This window comes from Limnohabitans radicicola (assembly GCF_014837235.1).
GTDB lineage: Bacteria > Pseudomonadota > Gammaproteobacteria > Burkholderiales > Burkholderiaceae_C > Limnohabitans_A > Limnohabitans_A radicicola.
Window position 1 is genome coordinate 379,939 of the sequence record NZ_JACYFT010000003.1, and the last position, 21,261, is coordinate 401,199.

Below are 21,261 nucleotides of genomic sequence, written 5' to 3' on the forward strand. Positions count from 1 at the left end.
GCCACGAACAGGTCAATTCGTTCAACAAACTGCATTGAGATGTGGGCTTCGGCACATCAGCTTGTAAATCATTCACACAGAAAGCATCGGAATCGCCATGGCATTTAATTACTCAGATTTGCTGGATGAGCTTCCCCTGACTTCCGCTTATCGCCGGAAAAAACAGCCCTACAGCCTGGAGACAGCGGGATCGCACTATGTCAACGGCGTGCAAATGGTTCCTGGTGCACCAGGTTTCACTGAAGAAGCCTCGTACAAGATGTGGGCTGAGGTGCTGGGGTTGTCATCTGCGCGAATCTCTGCTCCCACTGTAGCCACCAATGGCAATGACACCTTGGCGGGCAGCGCAGGCAACGATACGCTTGGCGGCCTGGCTGGGGCAGACAATTTGAGTGGGGCCGGAGGCGATGACACCTTCAACGTGACCAACACGGCAGATGACGGCAATGACACCATTGACGGTGGCAGTGGCACGGACACCATTGTGGTGGCGCCAGCGCAGACACTGGTGTTTGCGGCGGTGGATGGGAACATCACCAACGTGGAAAACATCACTGTGGGTGCAGGCTCCAGTTTGACGATGACAGGTCAGACCGAGGGCTTCAACATCACAGCCAGTACCGGCAATGACACGATCGTGTCCGGCGCAGGCAACGACACCATCGTGGCGGGTGCAGGCGCTGACAGCATCGCAGGTGGTGGTGGTGCTGACAGCATTGACGTGGGCGCAGATGCCGATGTGGATACGGTGGTTCTTGGGGCTTCCGCTCACAGCTATGCAGGCTCGATCACCTCCGGCACCACTAACCTGAGCGCCAGCATCGATGTCGTGAGCAACCTGGTGGCGGGTGACCGCTTGGATTTGACCGCGCTGGGTCTGAACAGCAGCGTCAATGGGTCGGCAGTCATCAGCAACCTGGCGGCGGTCTCGACAGCCGGAACCTGGGGGATGATCCAGGGAACGTATGTTGGTGGGGTATTCACCCAAAATACCGGGTCCAACACGCACACCCTGCTCGTCTATGACACGGACGGTGTGGCCAACGGGGCCTTGGGGGCCATGGTGCTGGTGGGTTTGTTGGCCGGATCGGCGGTCAACGGCATGATCACACTGGCCCCGCCAGGCAACAACATCACCGGTACCGTGGGCAACGACACGCTCATCGGCGCAGCCGGAGACGATACGGTGAGTGGCCTGGCGGGTGCCGACAGTCTGAGTGGTGCGGGTGGCAACGACATCTTCAACGTGACCAACACAGCCAGTGATGGCAATGACACCATCGATGGTGGTAGTGGCACAGACACGATTGCCGTGGCGGCAGCGAATACGCTGGTGTTCGCCGCGGTGGACGCCAACATCACCAACGTGGAAAACATCACTGTGGGTGCAGGCTCCAGTTTGACACTGACGGGCCAGACCGAAGGCTTCAACATCACCGGCGGAAGCGGCAACGAAACGATCGTGGCCGGTGCGGGCAATGACACCATCACCGGCGGTGCGGGCACTGACGCCATCAATGCCGGTGGCGGCAACAACACCGTGACCGATGCCGGGCAAGGCACAGACACGATCACGCACAACACCGCTGGCGCCACGGTTGCCATCACCGTGACGGGGGCAGGGGCCGGTAATTTGGTATTTTTGAACGCATCGCAGCCTGGTGTCACAGTCACGGTCGCCACCACTGGCAACTCGTTTGTCAGTGCACCAAGCTCCACGGCAGGGGTGAGCATCACGGGCAACACAGGCAACGATACCCAGTATGGCGGCAGCGGCGCCGACACGCTGGTGGGCGGCAATGGCGATGACAGTCTCACGGGTTATGCGGGCAACGACAACATCAACGGTGGGGCCGGCATCGATACCCTGGAAGGCGGCACAGGCAATGACACCTTCATTGGGGGCGCAGGTGCGGACACCATCGGGGCAACGTCCTCGTCTTCAACTGCCATGAGTCCCGCCGACATCGACACGGTCATCCTGACAGCGGCCACCGACAGTTATGTGGGCAGCATCGTCTCGGGGACCACGGTACTGAGCGCAACGATCGATTGGCTCATCAACATGGGCGACAACGACGTCATCGATTTGACCGCCCTGGGGCTCAACACGTCCATCCATGGTGCGGCCATCACCACCAATCTGGCGGACATTTCGGCAGCAGGCAGCTGGGGTCTGGTGCTGGGTACTTACAGTGGGGGTAAATTCACCCAGAATACCGGTGCGGATGAGCATACCCTGTTGGTGTATGACCTCGACGGCGTGGCCGGCGGCAACCTGGGCGCAATGTTGTTGCGCAGCTCCCTGGTGAAGGGCAATGCCGTCAACGGCGTGATCACCCTTTTGAGCCTGGACCAAACCCTTGTCGGCACCAGTGGCGCGGACACGCTGACGGGTGGGTATGGCAATGACACGATCACCGGTAACGCAGGCGACGACCTGATCAACGGGGGGCTCGGCCTCAACACGGTCACGGATGCGGGCAATGGCAACGACACGATCATTCACAACAGCAGTGGTGCGACGGTGACCGTTGCTGTCACAGGCACTGGCACGGTGACGCTGACGGCCTCGACCGGGGGCGCGACGGCCAACAGTGCAGCTGGCGTGAACACCTATGTGGATGCCTCCACCTCCACGGCGGCCGTCACCCTCAATGGCAATTCGGGCAATGACACCTTGCTCGGTGGCGGCGGCAATGACACGATCAATGCCGGTGCGGGAGCGGACAGCATCGTTGCTGGCGCAGGCAATGACACGGTGGTGTTTGATTCCGTGGCAGCCTTGGCCGCTGACGTTGCTGTCATGGGCGGGGCGGGAGCCTTTGACACCATTGCATTGAAGACAGGCGGCCCTGCCTCGACCTTGACCGATGCTGCCTTTGCCAACGTCAGTGGGTTCGAGGTCCTGGACATCAATAACAGCAATAACAACACAGGTCTTCAGACCGTGACCCTCGGACCGAACTCCAATGCGGCTTTCCCTACGGGCATTTCTTTCGTAGTAGCCAATGCCGCCGTGGGTCTGAATTTGCAAGGTGGGCTCTCGACCGTGCCCATATCGATGCTTACGATTAACGGTGGAACTGCCTATGCCGACACCATCGTGGGCGGCAGCGGAAACGACAGTTTGAAGGGCGGGGACGGCGCCGACAACCTGAGTGGTGGTGACGGGGATGACAGCTTCTACGTGAATATGACTACAGGCGACGATAACGACACCATCTCGGGTGGAAATGGCTCGGACACCATTGTTGTTGGATATTCTGTGGCGTCAGGTTCCGCCGTCAATTTCACCAACGATGCAAACCTTTCAGGCGTGGAGAACGTCACCCTTTGGTCAGGCTCGAACATCTGGTCTTCCATCAATCTGGCGGGGCAAACCGAAGCCTTCAACATCGTTGGGTCAAGTGCAAATAATTCCGTCGTGAGCGGTGCCGGCAACGACACCATCAGCAGTGGCAATGGCCAAGACACGATCCAGGGCGGGGCTGGAAACGATCAGATCGATTTATCCGAAACCACCGCTGCCATCGATACCCTTGTTTTTTCTGCCGCAGCCTCCAACGGCGTGGACACGGTCAGCGGGTTCAACCGTGGGGCCAGTTCTGGCGATGTGCTCAAGGTGGCAGGCTTGGCCACGCTGGTGGGTTCTGGGGCCACAGGCGGTGTGGCGGCCACCAACGCCATTTATGTCGGTGCCAGCAGCGCAGGCACCAAAGGCAACACCGCCGTCAGCAAGGTGGTGGTGATTGCCGCAGCAGACAACGCCGCTGCCGACTGGAACGATGTCGTTGCCCAAATCGGCGGGGCTTTGACCGTGGCGGGCGACACGACGGCGGGCAACGCCAACACGGCGGTCCTCATCTCCAACGGGGTTGACACGCGTGTTTACCTCTTCTCGGACGATGCGACCAACAACACCACCGTCGAGTCCAGTGAGTTGACCTGGGTGGCCACTTTGACCGGTGTTTTGACGACTGGCTTTACAGAAAACAACTTTGCACTCACTTGAACGCTTTCGGGCCGAAGGCCCTCTGGCTTTGGGGTCTCGCTGGCCCCAGGGCAAGGTGCGCTGTGGCAGGGGGCTTGGCAAAGTGATTCACGGAATATCTAGCAAATTGAAAGCAAGTGAAAGCTTCCTTGGAGAAATTTTCATTTAATTGCCAATATCTATAAATCTATCAATTTCTGTGCTTTCACTCCATAAGCTTGAACTGACCGGCCCTGCAGGTACGGTTCGCATCACCGCCACCGAAGCCACGCTGCTGCGTGCCTTTGCGCAGTCGGCCGATGCGCGCCTGGGCTTTGATCAGGTTGCCGAGTGCATGGGGGTGACCATGGACGAAGCGCAGAAGTCTCGGCTCCAGGTGCGCATGGTGCGCCTGCGCAAGAAACTGCACGAGGCGGGCGCAGAAGGCGCTGTCATCGAATCCATCCGCAATGTGGGCTACCAGTTCTTTGAAGAGCTGACGCTGAGCAAGACCTGAGTCAGATGCCATTGATTTTTAGCATGCGTCATCGTCATCCTCTTTGCAAGACACCGCGCCAGACCTTGCTGGCGCAAAGCCTGGGCTGGGCGCTCGGCTCGTTGTGCCTGCTGGCGGTGTCGCAATCGCATGCACAAAAGGCCCCCATCGATGCGGGCGCTCTGCAAAAGAACCTCGAAAACCAGCTGCCTTTGCCTGCGCCGCTGGACCTGAAGGAGCCTGCACCCCGCCAGAACGAAAGCCGTGCTGCGCAGCCCGGTGAAGTGGTGGCCACGGTCAGCCGCTTTGAGCTGACGGGTGTGCGCAAGCTGGGGCAGGACGATGTGCAGAAAGTGCTGACCTCCTTCTTGCTGCGACCACTCACGATGGACGATCTGCAGCAGGCCTGCGATGCCATCGAAAACCTCTACCGCAGCCGTGGCTACCTGGCGCAGGCGGCTGTGCAGCCCCAGAAGATGGAAGCCGGTGTGCTGGTCATCACGGTCATTGAAGCCCGCCTGGGTGCCGTGGCCATCGACACGCCGGACGGTACCACCCGTTTGTCGGCGGGTCGTGCAGCGCGCTACATCGACTGGGCGAGTCCGGCAGGGCAAGAGATCAACCTGAACTCGGTCACGCGGGCCATCACCTTGCTCAACGAAGTGCCTGGCGTGTCGGTCACGAGCGCGCTGGAGCCTGGCACCCAGGATGGCGAAACCAACCTGCGTCTGACGCTCAAGGACGGTCCTCGCTACAGCGCCTCGGCCGAGGCCAACAATTTTGGCTCCAGCACCACCGGTGCGCACCAGGGCATGGTGCAGGCGGCCTTGAACAACCCCACTGGCCTGGGTGATCAGCTCACGGCCAACGGCATTTATTCGCAAGGCTCCCGCTACACCCAGGCGGCGTACTTTGTGCCGGTGTTGCCCAACGGCTTGCGTGGCGGCTTGTCGGGTTCGGTGCTGAACTACCGCAGCATCGGCCAGTACCAGACCAATGGCGGCTATGGCCAAGCCCAAACCCTGAGTGCGAGCCTGGCCTGGCCGTGGTTGCGCTCTGAAGCGGGCAACGCCAATGTGTCGCTGCGCTATGACCGCAAGACCTACGCCAACTACCTGATCGCCAACGACGCGGTCACCAGCAGCTACCAGCTGAGCAACCTGAACCTGAGCCTGTCGGGCAATGCCTACGACAGCCTGCTGGGCGGAGCGATGAACAACGGGCAGATCGGGGTCACGGCAGGGCGTCTGGCTTTGCAGGCCGACAACCCGTCCAACTACGGTGTCTATACGCCCGAGCGCTTCCTCAAACTGTCGTTCAGCGGCAGCCGCGTGCAGACCGTGCTGGCCGGCACGTCCAGGCTGCTGATCAGTGTGTCTGGCCAGCTGGCCAATGAAAACCTCAACAGTGCCGAGCAGTTCTACTTGGGTGGCCCCTACGGTGTGCGGGCCTACCCGGTGGCCCAGGGCAGCGGCTCGCAAGGGGCGCAGCTCACACTGGAGTACCAGCACAACCTGCCCAATGAGCTGCAAGGCATTGTGTTCATAGACAGCGGCATGGTGCAGCAATATGTGCGCCCCTATGCCAACTGGCAAGGCCAGACCCACGCCGACAACCGCTACAGCCTGCATGGCGCAGGCGTGGGCGTGAAGTGGACCCGGGGCGGCTGGAGTTTGGCCGCCACGGTGGCCAAGGCGTTGGGCAGCAACCCTCTTTACAACCAGCAAGGGCAGGCTGTCAACGTCGATGGCTCGGCCAGCAAGGCGCGTGGCTGGCTGACCGCGAGCTACAGCTTCTGACCATGAGACTGCAGACGCGCACCCTTTGCCAAATGCTCCAGGCCCTGGGCCTGGTGGCGTCGGTGTGCGTGTCGGCCTCTGCGCTGGCCGGGCAGCCGCCTAACGCCTTGCCCACAGGCGGGCAGGTGGCGGCAGGGCAGGCGGCCATCAGCCAGAGCGGCAACGCCATGACCGTCAACCAGACCTCGCAGCGTGCCGTGGTCAACTGGGACAGCTACAACGTGGGCAGCAACGCCACGGTCAATTACAACCAGCCCAGCAGCCAGGCCGTGATCCTCAACCGCGTGACCGGGTCGGGTGCCTCGCAGATCGACGGGGCCATCAAGGCCAACGGCACGGTGATCATTGCCAACGCCAACGGCGTGAGCTTTGGCAAGGGTGCCGAGGTCAACGCCGGTGCCGTGGTGGCCACCACCATGAACCAGAGCGATGCCGAATTCATGTCCGGCAGCAACACCTGGTCAGGCAACGGCACGGGCAAGGTGGTCAACAAAGGCAAGATCCAGGTCACCGACACCAGCGGTTATGTGGCCCTGCTGGCCCCCGAGGTGCGCAACCAGGGCGTCATTCTGGCCACCGTGTCGGCCAGCAACGCCGTGGTGGCCGGTGCGGGCGAAAAAGTCACGCTGCAGTTCAGCGGCAGCAAGCTCATGGGCGTCACGGTCGACAAAGCCGCTGTGAACGCGCTGATCGAAAACAAGCGCGCCATCGAAGTGGCCGGCGGCGTGATCGCCTTGGCGGCCGGCTCGGTCAACCAGCTGATGCGCTCGGTCATCAACAACACCGGCCGCCTGGTGGCCAGCAGCATGACCGACAACGGCGGCAAGGTGGAACTGGTGGCGGCCACCGTCAACAACAACGGCACGATTGCCGCCAACGCCAACGGCGAGGTGGGCCACGGTGGCAGCATCCAGGTCGTGGCCAACAACGTCAACCTGGGCACGCAAAGCAACATCCAAGCCAATGCCAAGACCCACGGCAATGGCGGCAACGTCCATATTTGGGCCAACGAGCAGGCCACCTTGGCCGGGCAGATCAGCGCCACCGGCGGCGCGCTTTCGGGCAACGGCGGTGTGATCGACACCAGCGCCAAGCTGTCCGTCAAGTTCGACCCGTCCCTCAAAGTGGACACTTCTGCCAAGAACGGCCGCTACGGTCAGTGGACCGTGGACCCGCTGGAGCTGACGGTCGACGCCGCTTCGGCCAGCCTGATTTCGAGCGCGCTGCGCACCACCAACGTCACGCTGGACGCCACCGGCTCTGCCTGCGTCGGCAGCCTGGCCAACTGCAGCAGCAGCCAGACGCCACTGATCCACTTTGTGGCTGGTGCCAACATCTATTCAAATAACGCATCGACCGTGCTGCGGGTGCTGGCGCCGGGCGGCACCATCAACCTCAACAGCAACATTGAAGTCGGGCAGGTCTATATGGAGGCCGCCACCGTCAATGTGAACGCGGGCGGCAACATCGGCACCACCGGCGGTGCAGGCTCCAACATCTTCCTGGTCGGCGCTCAAATCAACATCCTGGGTGGCCTGGGCTCCAACGGCCAGACCTCTTCGGGCAGCAGCAGTGCCGCCAGCATTGGCAGCAACCGCCGCCGCCGCGGACTGGATTCGGGCTTGAGTGCCGACGATGCCACTTACACCACCAACGGTGGCAACATCGTGGTGCTGGCCACGGGTGACATCTCCATTGGCAGCAGCGCCACCCTGACCGCCAATGGTCAGAACGGCGGCACCATCACCATCGTTTCGCAGGCGGGCACGGTCACGCACAGTGGCGTGGTCGACGCCGTGGGCACCCGGGGGCAAGGCGGCCAGATCACCCTGGCCGGTCAGGTGGGCACATTCCTGGTGGGGGCGCTCACCAGTGTGGACGGTGCCACCGCCGGGGGCAAGCTGCAGATCGGCATTGCCCAGAACATGGGCAGTGGCACCACGCTGGCGCCGCCAGCCATCGGCCCACCCACGGCCTACCTCAACAGCATCACTTTCTCCACCATCACTTCGGGCGTGACCGCACTGGACAGCCAGACCGGACTCACCGCCAATGCCAGCAGCGCCATCGGCGCACCCCTGCACACTGCAGGCCAGATTCTTGTTCAGGGTCAGACCACGCTGACCAGCGCAGCCACACTCCAGGCCAACGCCGACCACGGCGGATCGGTGGCCATGGCTTCCGCAGGCGACTACCGCAACACCGGCTACATCCAGACCAACGGCGGTGCCGGCTTGGGTGGAACCATCCAGATCGAAGCGGACCACATCCTCCTTGGGGCAGGCAGTCAAATCAACGCCACCGGCACATTGGGGGGCGGCTCCATTTTGATCGGAGGGGATTGGCAAGGGAGTGGCACCGTCCGTCATGCCACGACGGTGACCATGAGCCAAGGCGCCAGCATCGATGCCAGCGCCACACAAAATGGCAACGGCGGCAAAGTCGTTCTGTGGAGCGACATCCACAAAGCCGATTCCGTCACGGCGGTCCATGGGGCGATCTATGCCAAAGGCGGTGTCTACGGCGGCCATGGCGGGCAAGTCGAAACTTCGGGCCACCTGCTGCAAGTGGATGGCATTGCGGTCAACACCGCTGCGCCCCTGGGGGCTTCGGGGCAGTGGCTTTTGGACCCGTACGACATCGTCATCAACACGGCCGGAGCGCAGTACACGAACAGCTCCGGCACGATCACGAGCAACAATGCTTGCACCACCGTTGGACCCAATTGTTCCAGTTACATCGACCATACGGTCATTGAATCGGCATTGAACAACGGCAACGTGACGGTTCAGTCCAGTGCGGGCTACAACATCGTCATCCAGGGCGATGGAACCGTTACCACGAACAGCAGCAACACCCTGACATACCAATCAGGGGGCAACATCACATTCAACTATGACAGCGCCACTTACCCTGGCGGAGTCAATGGGGCCAATTTGAACCTTGTGCTGCAAGCCACAGGCACCATCACAGCGAATGCGCCAATTTCCGTGAACTCTGTCACCGCGAGCGCAGTCGGCTTTGCAGGCAGTGGAAGCTTGTCATTGGGCACAGGTGGAATCAGCATCAACCAGTCTGGAAACTCCACGTTCAGTGGCGAAATTTCTGGTGCAAATGCCGTGTTCACCAAGGATGGTGCCGGCACGCTCACGCTGTCTGGCGCCAGTACTTTCATGGGCGGGATCATCGTCAACGCAGGGACCCTCAAGTTGGGTGCCAATCCGCATGCAACGGTCTCGAACGACACTGTGGGCGGCGGGAATTTGTTTGGCTCCACCACGGACTCGCCTTTGGGCTTGGGTGCCATCACGATCAATGCAGGCGCGACACTGGACACCAATGGGTTCGACATCAGCGCTAAATATTCCGTTAACAATCCGACGGTCTACATGGTGGGTGCTTCAGCGGCAAGCCAGGCCAAGCTGATCAACAGCTCGACAACTGCTTCCACGGTTTACAGCGGCATTTCGTTGACCAATGCAGCCACTGTGAACGACATGAGCAATGTGATCGCTCAAGTGGGTGGGAGCGGCACACTGACGATTTTAGGAAGTGTTGTTGACGGTGCGGGAACCAATTACGCTGGCCTGCAAATTGGCGATGTGGGCTATGCAGGCAAAGTGATTTTGCAGTCCAACAACGCGTTCCATGGCAATGTGAGTGTCAATTTTGGGACACTGCAGATCGGATACGGGACTTCTCTTGGCTCAGGTGATGTCAGCGTCAATTCTGGTGCTGTATTGGATTTGAATGGTCAAAGTGTCTCTGGCACAGGCACCTTGACTTTGAATGGCACGGGCATCGGTGGTGGTGGCGCATTGATCAACACGAGCGCCAGTCCGGCCACTTATCCTGGATTGATCGCGCTGGCTGGGAATGCGTCCGTTGTGGGCGACACAGGCACGATTGCACTGACCGCCACCGGCACGGTCACTGGATCGGGTTTCGGCCTGACGCTGGGCGGTGCACAGGGCGGCTCGCTGGCGTCCATCATCGGCACAGACACGGGCACCTTGACCAAGACAGGTTCAGGCACCTGGTTGCTTTCTGGCGCAAATACCTACAGCGGCGCGACAGCTATTCAGGCCGGCACACTGCAGGCGGGCAGCGCCACGGCACTGGGTTCGGGCACGGTGACGGTCGCATCGGGGGCGGTGCTGGACTTGAATGGCCAGACCCTAACCAGCACGGGCGCCCTGACGCTCAATGGCACAGGCATTGCCAGCGGTGGTGCCTTGATCAACAGCAGCGCCACGCCCGCGACCTATGCCGGTTTGATCACGCTGGGCAGTGCCAGCAGCGTGGTGGGCGACACGGGCGCGATTGCGCTGACGGCCACGGGCACGCTCACAGGATCGGGCTTGGGCCTGACGCTGGGCGGTGCACAAGGGGGGTCGCTGGCGTCCATCATCGGCACGGACACGGGTACGCTGACCAAGAGCGGTGCCGGCACATGGCTGCTGTCGGGTCTGAACACCTACAGCGGCGCCACAAGCATCCAGGCCGGGACACTGCAGGCGGGCAGCGCCACGGCAGTGGGCTCGGGCACGGTGACTGTCGCATCGGGGGCGGTGCTGGACTTGTACGGTCAGACCATGACCAGCACTGGCCTGCTCATACTGAACGGCTCGGGTATCGCCGCCAGCGGCGCGCTCATGAACAGCAGCACGAATGCGGCCACCTACGCCGGCCTGGCCAGACTGGCCAGCGCCACCACCATCAAAGGCGATGCCGGGACCGTGGCGCTGAGCAACACCGGAACCATCACCGGTGCCACCTTCGGCCTGACCTTGGGCGGCGCGCAGGGCGGCTCGGTGGCGTCGATCATCGGCACCACCTCGGGCACCGTCACCAAGCAGGATGCCGGCACCTGGACACTCAATGGCGTCAGCACCTACACCGGCATCACCACCATCAGTGGGGGCGTGCTGTCGGTGTCGGTCATGGCCATTGGTGGCACCGCCAGCGGCATTGGCCAATCCACCAATGCCGCAGCCAACCTGGTGATCAATGGCGGCACGCTCCAATACACGGGGGGCACGGCGTCGACAGACCGGCTGTTCACCCTGGGCAGCAATGGTGGCGGCCTGGATGCCTCAGGCACGGGTGAATTGACTTGGGCTGCTACGGGCAGTGTTGTACTGACGGCCTCTACTTCGCCGACACTGACCTTGACCGGCACAGGTTTGGGCACCTTCAAGCCTGTTGTGCCCAATGCAGCCACCTCTGGGACGACGGCTTTGAGCAAAACAGGTACAGGGACCTGGACTTTTTCTGCGATCAACAGTACATACACGGGCGCCACCAACATCAGCAATGGCGTCTTGAAGATGGGCACCAACTCGGTGTTTTCCAGTGGAACAGCAGTCACCGTCAACAGCAATGGCACCCTGGATTTGAATGGCCAGAATCTGTCCAAATCCCTGACCTTGAACGGTGGCACCCTCACCAACAGCAACACCAGCAGCATTGGTTATTTCAAGGGCAGCGTAGTAGGCGGTACGGTTGTTACGTTGACGGCCGATTCAAAATTAACAGCGGCAAACGGCGCAAAACTATACATTAGTGATTATTCTTCGACATCTGGCGCTATTTCTGGTGCATTTGCCATCACCATCGGCGATGCGATTAACAGGGGCGATGTGATTTATGCGAATAATTTCAATACTTATTCTGGACTCACAACCGTTGACTACGGAGTCTTGCGAATACTTAACAGTGCTACAAGTTCGATCCCTGGTCCATTGACAGTGAATGCCAATGGTACGCTTGATATTTTTGATTACACATTCAGCAAAAACATCACCCTGAATGGTGGTGTGTTGACAGGTACTTCAACTGTAGCTACCCAAAACCCTAGATATACCGGAATTATCACCCTGACGGCAAACTCGACGATTGCAGGTTTCAGTCGTAATGCCGGTATTAACATTGAGACCGGTGGTATTGTCAGTACAGGTAATTATGGCGTCACCATAGGTACAAGTACCTACAATGGTCGGGTTAATTTTTTTGGTGTCACTAGCCCTAATGCTTATTCTTATACTGGCGATACTATCGTCGCGTACGGTATTTTAAGCCTGAGCACCGATTCCCCGGTAAGCAATTCCAGTTTGCTGCGGGTGGATGCCAATGGCACGCTCAGGCTGACAGGTACCAGTTTCTCAAAAGCACTGACATTGAATGGGGGAACACTGATTTCCTCTCTCACCGCAACGATCAACAGTGCGATCACGCTGACAGCTAATTCAAATATAGCGGTTTCTAATGGCCAAACTGCTACCTTAAGTGCCACAGGGTCAATTTCAGGTAACTTCAACCTCACTTATGGTGTTACACCTTCGAATATTTACACTGGTATTTATACTTCATCAGGCCAAATCAATGCGGGTTCATTCGGTGTAAATAATTATTATGTGATCAATTCTTTGGGAACCACCGATTTCACCTTAATCGGTGCATCGTCCAATACAGTTGGGACACTGTTCAAGGCGACTGGTTTCGGTACTGGAACAGGCAACGCTTTAAGCGCAAATAGCCCCAGTAATTACGATGGGACGGTGTTGGTCAACAGCAATAACAGCTATCCGGGTATCACCAACATTGCTTATGGCACCTTGAAGCTTGGGGTTGCAGGAACGGCACCGAACTCACCGCTGGGTACAGTAACCGGTGGTACGGTTGTCGCTGCGGGTGCCACTTTGGATGTGAATGGACTGACATTGGCGACAGCGGAACCACTTACGCTGAATGGCAATGGTATGGCTGGTCAGGGGGCATTGAAATCTATCTCGAATACACCAACTTATGCTGGACTTGTCAATTTGGGAAGTAATAGTCTTATATATACCCAGGGTACTAACCTGATTCTGAGTAACACGGGCCAAATTACCGGTGATGGCTTTACACTGAGCTTCAATGGTGGCGGTGAAATCAAAAGCATCATTGCAACGGGTGCAGGTGGTTTTACCAAAGCAGGAACTGGTACGACGCTGACCCTGTCAGGGTTGAATACATACACAGGCGTGACCTCAATTGTTGGTGGCACTTTGGCCGCGACGACACTTGCGGATGGCGGGCTTGCGAGTAGCATTGGCATGTCAAGCTATGCTGCTTCAAATCTAATATTAGGCAGTGGTACTACCGGGGGGGGGCTGACCTATACCGGCAATACCAATGTGTCTACAAACCGGTTGTTCACAGTGAGTGCAAACAGCACCACAGCGGCGACACTCACCACTTCTGGCACCGGCAATCTGACCTTCACCAATTCAGGCAGTCTGGTCAACAACGCGTCTGGTGCCAATACGCTTGTTTTGTCGCCAGGCTCCAACACGACGCTGACGCTGAATCCTGTCTGGTCTGACCCCGCCTCCGGTGTTGCGTCCTTGACGGCCTCTGGTAGCGGCATTGCATTGCTAAGTGGCCTGAATACTTACAGTGGTGTGACGACAATCAGTAGCGGCACTTTGTCAGTGAGTAACCTGGCCAACGGCGGCTTGGCCAGCAACATCGGGCAATCCAGCAATGCCGCCTCCAATTTGGTATTAGGCGCTGGCGCGAAATTGATTTACACAGGCGGTACGGCATCAACGGATCGCTTGTTCACGATCCAAGGCAACGCGACGCTTGACGCCTCGGGCACAGGGGCTTTGACTTTTTCCAATGCGGGTGCTTTGACGAACGCCGCCTCCACCAGTTCCAATACATTGACATTGCAAGGCTCGGGCACTGCCACGCTGACTCCTGTCTTGGCTGACTATTCCGCTGCCTCTTCAAAAATTCTGGCGCTCACCAAATCGGGCACAGGCACATGGATCTTGCCTGGACTCAATACTTATACGGGGGTCACAAAAGCCAACGGAGGTGTGCTCTCTGTCGCAACACTGGCGAATGGTGGGGTTGCGAGTGGTATTGGTCAATCGACGAATGCGAGCACCAACCTCTCTTTCGATGGCGGTACCTTGCAATACACAGGGAGCGTCGACGTATCAACGGACCGTTTGCTCACCATTGCATCTGTGAATGGTGGGGCAATTGATGTTTCAGGTACGGGCAAACTGACATGGGTTGGTAGCAGTACAGGGAGCTTTCCTTTTCAGGTCGTTTACAGCGCCAGTTTTGCTACTACATTGACTTTGACTGGAACAGGAGTGGGTGATTTCCAGCTCAAGCTGTTAAATCCTACTTCATCTACAGCAAGTCTAATCAAAAACGGTACAGGCACATGGAGATTGAGTGCCGCTGGTTCTGCTTATACGGGAACAGCCACGGTGAATGCCGGGGTGTTTCAATTGTTCAATGGTTATGGTCTCGGCAGTGCGTCAACGGTCACTGTCAACCCGGGCGGTACCTTGGATGTATTCAACAGTTCCGTCTCCAAACTCATCACATTAAATGGTGGTGCAGCTATCAGCAGCACAGGCACTGCGGGTGCGCTCACGGGGGGTATCACGTTGACGGCCGATTCCATTCTGGCGGCTGCAAGCAATGCCACTTTCACGGTGAGCACAACTCAAATCACAGGGACCTCGGGCCTGACCATCGGCAATGGCAGTAACTTGGGGACGGTTGTGTTGTCAGGTTTCGGTGTCACCAAATCAACGACCAGCTATTCGGGTGCAACAACGGTGTCCAGTGGCGCTACCCTGGATCTGAAAATCAACCTCGCCTGCACCACTGTGGCTGGATGTGGCTTGAACAGCAGCTACACAGGTGCTGGCAATATTATTCTTGAACCCGCTACGGCAAATTCCAGCATGTTCATTGGAGGAACAACTGGATCCATGTATTACCCGGTTGACTTGTTCAATGGGGCGTCCAGAAAATTCGCAGACGGATTCTCGAGCATTGTGCTCAGAACGACAGGGACAGCCAATACAGTTGTATCGGCTGCAGCAACCTTCACAGACTCTGTGACTTTAGTGTCTGATGGCAACATCCAGATTAATCCAAGCTATTTTGTGGCGACCACCCAAGCTGATGGTGTCTTGGTGGTTGCTGCGCAAAATTACTTTATCAACACCACAAGCGCTGGAAGCACAACGGCGCTGCGCGCAACGGGTGGTGGAAGTTCTCGCTGGATTGTGTACACCAAACTCCCGATCAGCAACACAACATATTTGGGCGGATTGAACAGCAATAATCAAGCTTATTGGGGCTCGACTTACAGCACTTTGGCACCATCGGCTGTGGGCGCGGGGAACCGTTATGTCTTCAGTGACGGCATCACCATCACCACCACGAATGCTTCGAAAACCTATGGCACAACGGTAGATATCAGCCCCAATTACACCGTGACCGGGGCTTACACAACGCCAGCCTCGACTTTTGGCGACGTTTATCTGCCCGTATCTGTCACCGATATTCTCGCGACGCTGCCCACGATCACGGCAGCCAGTTCAGCAGACAGTGACACCAACGCAGCAGTTGGCACTTATGCGATGAGTGCTTCTGGCGCGGTCGCCAAAACAGGCTATGGCTTCACTTATGCCAGCACGGGCAATGGTGTCATGACCGTGAATCCCGCAGCGGTGACTTTGGGCGTGGTGGGCAGCAAAACCTACGATGGCACGGCGGTATTCAACGCGGGCAGCGTGGTGGTCAGTGGCTTGGCCAACGGCGACACCCTGGGCACCGCCACGGCCAACAGCGCCAAAGTGGCAGACAACGGCAGCAATTACTTCGTGTCCTTCACCTTGTCGTCTGGCACGGCTTCGAACTATGTGCTGGTCAATGGCTACAACGCTGCCACCAACTCGGCAACGATCAACCCCCTGGCTTTGACGCCCGTCATTTCGGCGGCCAGCAGCACATACGGTGCGAGCGTGTCGCCCGGCATGGTGACTTTCAGCAACAAGGTCAGCGCTGATGTGGTGACTGCCAGTGCTGTGTCGATTGTTTCGCCCCAGTACAGCGCCGCCAACAAGCTCAAGGCCGGCAGCTACGCGCAGAGCATCACAGACGCACTCACCGGCGCCGATGCGGGCAACTACACCCTGACGGGTGGCTACACCACGCCCACCAGCAACTACACCGTCACCCCCCTGGCGCTGACGGCCAGCATTGCATCGGCCAGCAGCACGTACGGTGCTGTGGTGGTGCCAGGCGCGGCCAGTTTCAGCAATGTGGTCGGTGCCGATGTGGTCACACCCGGCGCAGTGTCGATCGTTTCGCCGCTGTACAGCAGCGGCAACAAGCTCAAGGTGGGCGCCTATGCGCAAAGCATCTCGGCCACACTCGGCGGCGCAGATGCGGGCAACTACACCCTGACCGGCGGCTACACCAGCGCAGCCAACTACACCGTGAACACCCTGGCCCTGACGGGTTCGATCGCCACCGGCAGCACGACCTATGGCGATGCGCTGGTACCCGGTGCGGTGACCTGGACCAACAAGGTCAGTGGCGACGTGATCACGCCCACGGTCAGCGTGAACACCGCAGGCAACACGAGCACGTCAGGCAAGCTCAAGGCAGGCAGCTACACGGGCATCCAGTCCGTCACGGGCTTGGCGGGCACCGATGCTGCCAACTACAGCTATGCCGGGGTGACGGGTGATTACACAGTGAGCCAGCTGGCACTGACGGCGAGCATTGCATCGGCCAGCAGCACATACGGTGCTGCGGTGGTGCCAGGTGCGGCCAGTTTCAGCAATGTGGTCGGCGCCGATGTGGTGACGCCCAGCGCGGTGTCGATGGTTTCACCTGCGTACAGCACCAGCAACAAGCTCAAGGCCGGCACATATGCGCAAAGCATCACGGCCACACTGGGTGGCGCAGATGCGGTCAACTATGTGCTGAGCAACGGATTCACCTCCCTCACCAACAATTACACCGTCAACCCGCTGGCGCTGACTGGCTCGATTGCAACGGGCAGCACCACTTACGGGGCCACCTTGGTGCCCGGGGCGGTGACTTTGGCCAATGTGGTTGGCAACGATGTGGTGACGCCCACCGCCAGTGTGACGGTGGCGGCAGGCAATACCAGCACGGCAGGCAAGCTGAAGGCAGGCAGTTACACCGGCATCCAGGGCATCTCGGCGTTGGCGGGGGCAGATGCGGCCAACTACAGCTATGGCGGTGTGACGGGCGATTACACCGTGAGCCCGTTGGCCTTGGTGGCCAGCATCACATCGGCCAGCAGCACCTATGGGTCTGCAGTCACCGTGGGCACGGCCAGCTTCAGCAATGTGGTGGGCGCGGATACGGTGACGCCGAGTGCGGTCTCCATCGTGTCGCCGGCCTACAGCACCAGCAACAACCTGAAGGCCGGAACCTATGCCCAGCGCATCACGTCCACGTTGGGTGGCGCAGATGCGGGCAATTACACCCTGACCGGCGGCTACACGACGGGCACGAACAATTACACGGTCAACACCTTGTCGCTGACCGGCAGCATTGCCGCAGGCAGCACGACTTACGGCGCCAGCCTGGTGCCCGGTGCAGTGACGTTGACCAATGTGGTGGGCAGCGATGTGGTCACGCCCACAGTGAGTGTGACGGTGGCGGTGGGCAACACCAGCACGGCGGGCAAGCTCAAGGCGGGCAGCTACACGGGCATCCAGGGTATCACGGCGCTGGGGGGAGCAGATGCGGCCAACTACACCTATGCCAGTGTGACGGGCGATTACACGGTGAGCCCATTGGCCTTGGTGGCCAGCATCACTTCGGGCAGCAGCGTGTATGGCTCTGCGCTGGTTCTGGGCACGCCCAGTTTCAGCAACGTGGTGGGGGCGGACGTGGTGACGCCCGGGGCGGTGTCCATCGTGTCCCCTGCATACAGTGCCAGCAACCACCTGGTGGTGGGGGCCTACAAGCAGTCGATTAGCGCCAGCCTGGGAGGCGCGGATGCGGGCAACTATGTGCTGACGGGTGGTTTCACCAGTGCCACGCCCAATTACCTGGTCAGCCCGCTGGGCTTGACGATCGCGAGTCAGACGGCAGTCAACAAGGTGTACACGGGCACCACGGCTGCGGCAATCAACTCGGCCAGCGCCAGCTTGGTGGGCGTGGTCGTGGGTGACGATGTGACGCTCGATTCGAGCGGCACCTACGGCACGTTCGCCAGTGCCAACGTGGCCAACGGCATTGCGGTGGCGGTGGCGGGCAATGCGTTGGCTGGCGCTTCTGCAGCCAACTACACCTTGTCGCAGCCCACGGGTTTGAGCGCCAACATCACGCCCGCGCCGTTGACCGTGACGGCCAACGCAGACTCCAAGATCATTGGCCAAAGCGATGCGGCAGGCTATGGCGGCGTGAGCTACAGCGGCTTTGTGGCCGGGCAGTCGGCGGCCAACCTGGGCGGCACGCTGGTGATCACGCGCACCAACGGCAGCACCAACAGCGCCGGGGTCTACACCGGGGTGCTGCAGCCTTCGGGCCTGACGTCCAGCAACTACACCATCAGCTACGTCAACGGCGACTACACGGTGGTGCCTGCTGACACCCTGATGGTCCGCTCGGCCAACACCAGCAGCATCTATGGCACGGCGGCGACGTTTGCGGCACCGACGGTGCAGTACCTCAACAGCGCGCAGAACGTGATCCTGACGCTGAGCCAGACATCGGCCAGCGGCAACACCTACAGCTTCAGCGACGGGGTGGGTGGCTCGGCCAGCTTCACGCTGGGGGCCACGGGCACGCTCAGCACCAGCGGCAATCTGGTGGCGGGCAACTACAGCATCACGGGGCTGAACTTCAGCCAGGTGGGCAACAACTTCAACAACCCCCCGGTGTATGCGGGCACGCTGACGGTGGCGCCCAAGGCGGTGACGGCCAGCACGAACAGTGTGTCCAAGGTGTACGACGGCACGGCGGCGATGCAGGGGCTGGCGATTTCGCTGGCCAACGTGGTGACGGGCGACCAGGTGACGGCGGGAGGCGCGGGTGCGTTTGCGCAGGCCAACGTGGGCACGAACCTGAACTACAGCGTGTCCAACCTGGCGCTGTCGGGCGGCGACAGCGGCAACTATTACCTGACGGGTGGCACCACCTTCAGTGGCAGCAATGGCAACATCACACCGGCCACGCTGACTTATGTGGCCACGGTGGCCACCAGCACGTATGGCAGCACGCCTCAAGTGAATGCAGGCTCGGTGACAGGTTTTGTGCCTGGCGACAATCTGGTCAACGCCACCACCGGCACCTTGCTGTTCAGCACCACGGCCACGGGCAGCAGCAACGTGGGCACCCATGCGGTCACGGGCTCGGGCCTGACGGCCAATAACGGCAATTACACCTTTGTGCAGGCACCGGCCAACACCACGGCATTGACGATCAACCCTGCGCCGTTGACGGTGTCTGGCACCAAGGTGTACGACGGGAACGGCAACTTCAGCCATACCCAGATGAGCGTGGCGGGTGCCCAGAATGGCGAGGCCGTGACGCTGACAGCGGGCAGCGCCACGGCCAGTGGCTCGGGTGCGGGCGCTTACGCCGGCACAGGCCTGAGTGGTCTGACCATCAGCGTGAGCGGTGGCAATGCGCTGGCGGGCAACTACACCCTGCCGTCCAGCGGTGACATGGCCATCACGGCACGGCCCATAACGCTGACAGCCAACACACAGACCACAGCCTATGGCACGGCTCTGGGACTGGGTACCACGGCCTACACATTGAGCAGTGGCAGTCTGGTCAGTGGCGATGCGATCAGCGGCGTGACGCTGCAGTACAACGGTAACGCCACCGTGCCTGCCTCCACGAACGCGGGCACGTACACCAATGGCATTGTGGCCAGTGCGGCCACAGGCACCGGCGGCTTCAATGCGAGCAACTACAACATCAGCTACATCCCTGGTAATTTGACCGTGAGCCGTGTGGCCCTGAGCATCACGGCACGGGCACAAAGCACCACCTATGGCACGGCATTGGCGCTGGGCACAACGGCTTATGACCTGAGTGGCAGTCTGGTCAATGGCGAAACGCTCAGTGCCGTGACGCTGCAGTACAACGGCAGCGCCACGGTGCCCGCCAACACGAATGCGGCCACCTACACGAATGCCATCGTGGCCAGCGGCGCCACGGGCACGGGCGGGTTCAGTGCGGCCAACTACACCATCACCTATGCGCCGGCCAACCTGACAGTGAACCCCAAAGCGGTGACGATCACCAACAACGCAGGCAGCACCACCTACAACGGCACCAGCACCTATGCCAGCCTGGTCGCTGCGGCGGGTTACACAGCCACCGCATTGGCAGGTTCGGATGCGATTGCATCGGTGGCTCAGGGCTTCACCGTGGGGGGCAATGCGGTCAGCGGTGTGGCGCAGGCGGGCAGTTTTGTGGCGACGCCGAGTGCGGTCGTGCTCGCCAGCGGCACGGCCAGCAACTACAGCTTCAGCTATGTAGGCGCGACCCACACGGTGGCCAAGGCCAACCTGAGCGTGACCGCAACGGCCAGCCTGTCGGGCAATGTCTACAACGGCAGCGCCTATACAGGCACGTACACCACCAGCTTGCTGGGCAGCGATACCCTCACAGTGACCGGGGTGGCCACGGGTGTGAATGCCGGCACCTACACCTCCAACCTGCAGGTCAGTGGTGCGGCGCTGGCCAACTACAACACGCCAGTCATCACCAATGCCGATCTGATCATCGATCCCAAGCCCATCAGCGTGAGCGGCCAGACGGCGGTCAACAAGGTGTACACGGGCACAACGGCTGCGGCAATCAACTCGGCCAGCGCCAGCTTGGTGGGCGCGGTGGTGGGTGACGACGTGTCGTTGAATGCCACTGGCGCCTATGGCACATTCGCCAGCGCCAACGTGGCCAACGGCATTGCGGTGACGGTGGCGGGCAATGCCCTCAGTGGCACCAAGGCGAGTAACTACACCTTGTCGCAGCCCACGGGTTTGAGCGCCAACATCACACCAGCACCACTGACCGTGACGGCCAACGCAGACTCCAAGATCATTGGCCAAAGCGATGCGGCAGGCTATGGCGGCGTGAGCTACAGCGGCTTTGTGGCCGGGCAGTCGGCGGCCAACCTGGGCGGC

At 60.0% G+C, this 21,261-nt stretch carries 4 protein-coding genes; all 4 read left to right on the forward strand.

The genetic code is table 11. From position 1 onward, the window contains the following. The first annotated feature begins 97 nt into the window (after window positions 1-97). A complete protein-coding gene (locus tag IC609_RS14430; protein ID WP_191820213.1) occupies window positions 98-4,015 on the forward strand; it encodes a beta strand repeat-containing protein in 3,918 nt (1,305 codons plus the stop codon). Between the two features lie 178 nt (window positions 4,016-4,193). Then, the gene (locus tag IC609_RS14435; protein WP_191820214.1) at window positions 4,194-4,490 is read left to right on the forward strand and encodes a winged helix-turn-helix domain-containing protein; all 297 of its coding nucleotides are present in this window, start codon (window positions 4,194-4,196) and stop codon (window positions 4,488-4,490) included. A gap of 23 nt (window positions 4,491-4,513) precedes the next feature. Next, entirely contained in the window at window positions 4,514-6,268 is a 1,755-nt protein-coding gene (locus IC609_RS14440; RefSeq protein ID WP_191820215.1) for a ShlB/FhaC/HecB family hemolysin secretion/activation protein, read from the forward strand. Window positions 6,269-6,270: 2 nt separating this feature from the next. Then, a partial coding sequence (locus IC609_RS14445) for a YDG domain-containing protein (RefSeq protein WP_191820216.1) occupies window positions 6,271-21,261 on the forward strand: 14,991 nt, incomplete at its 3' end.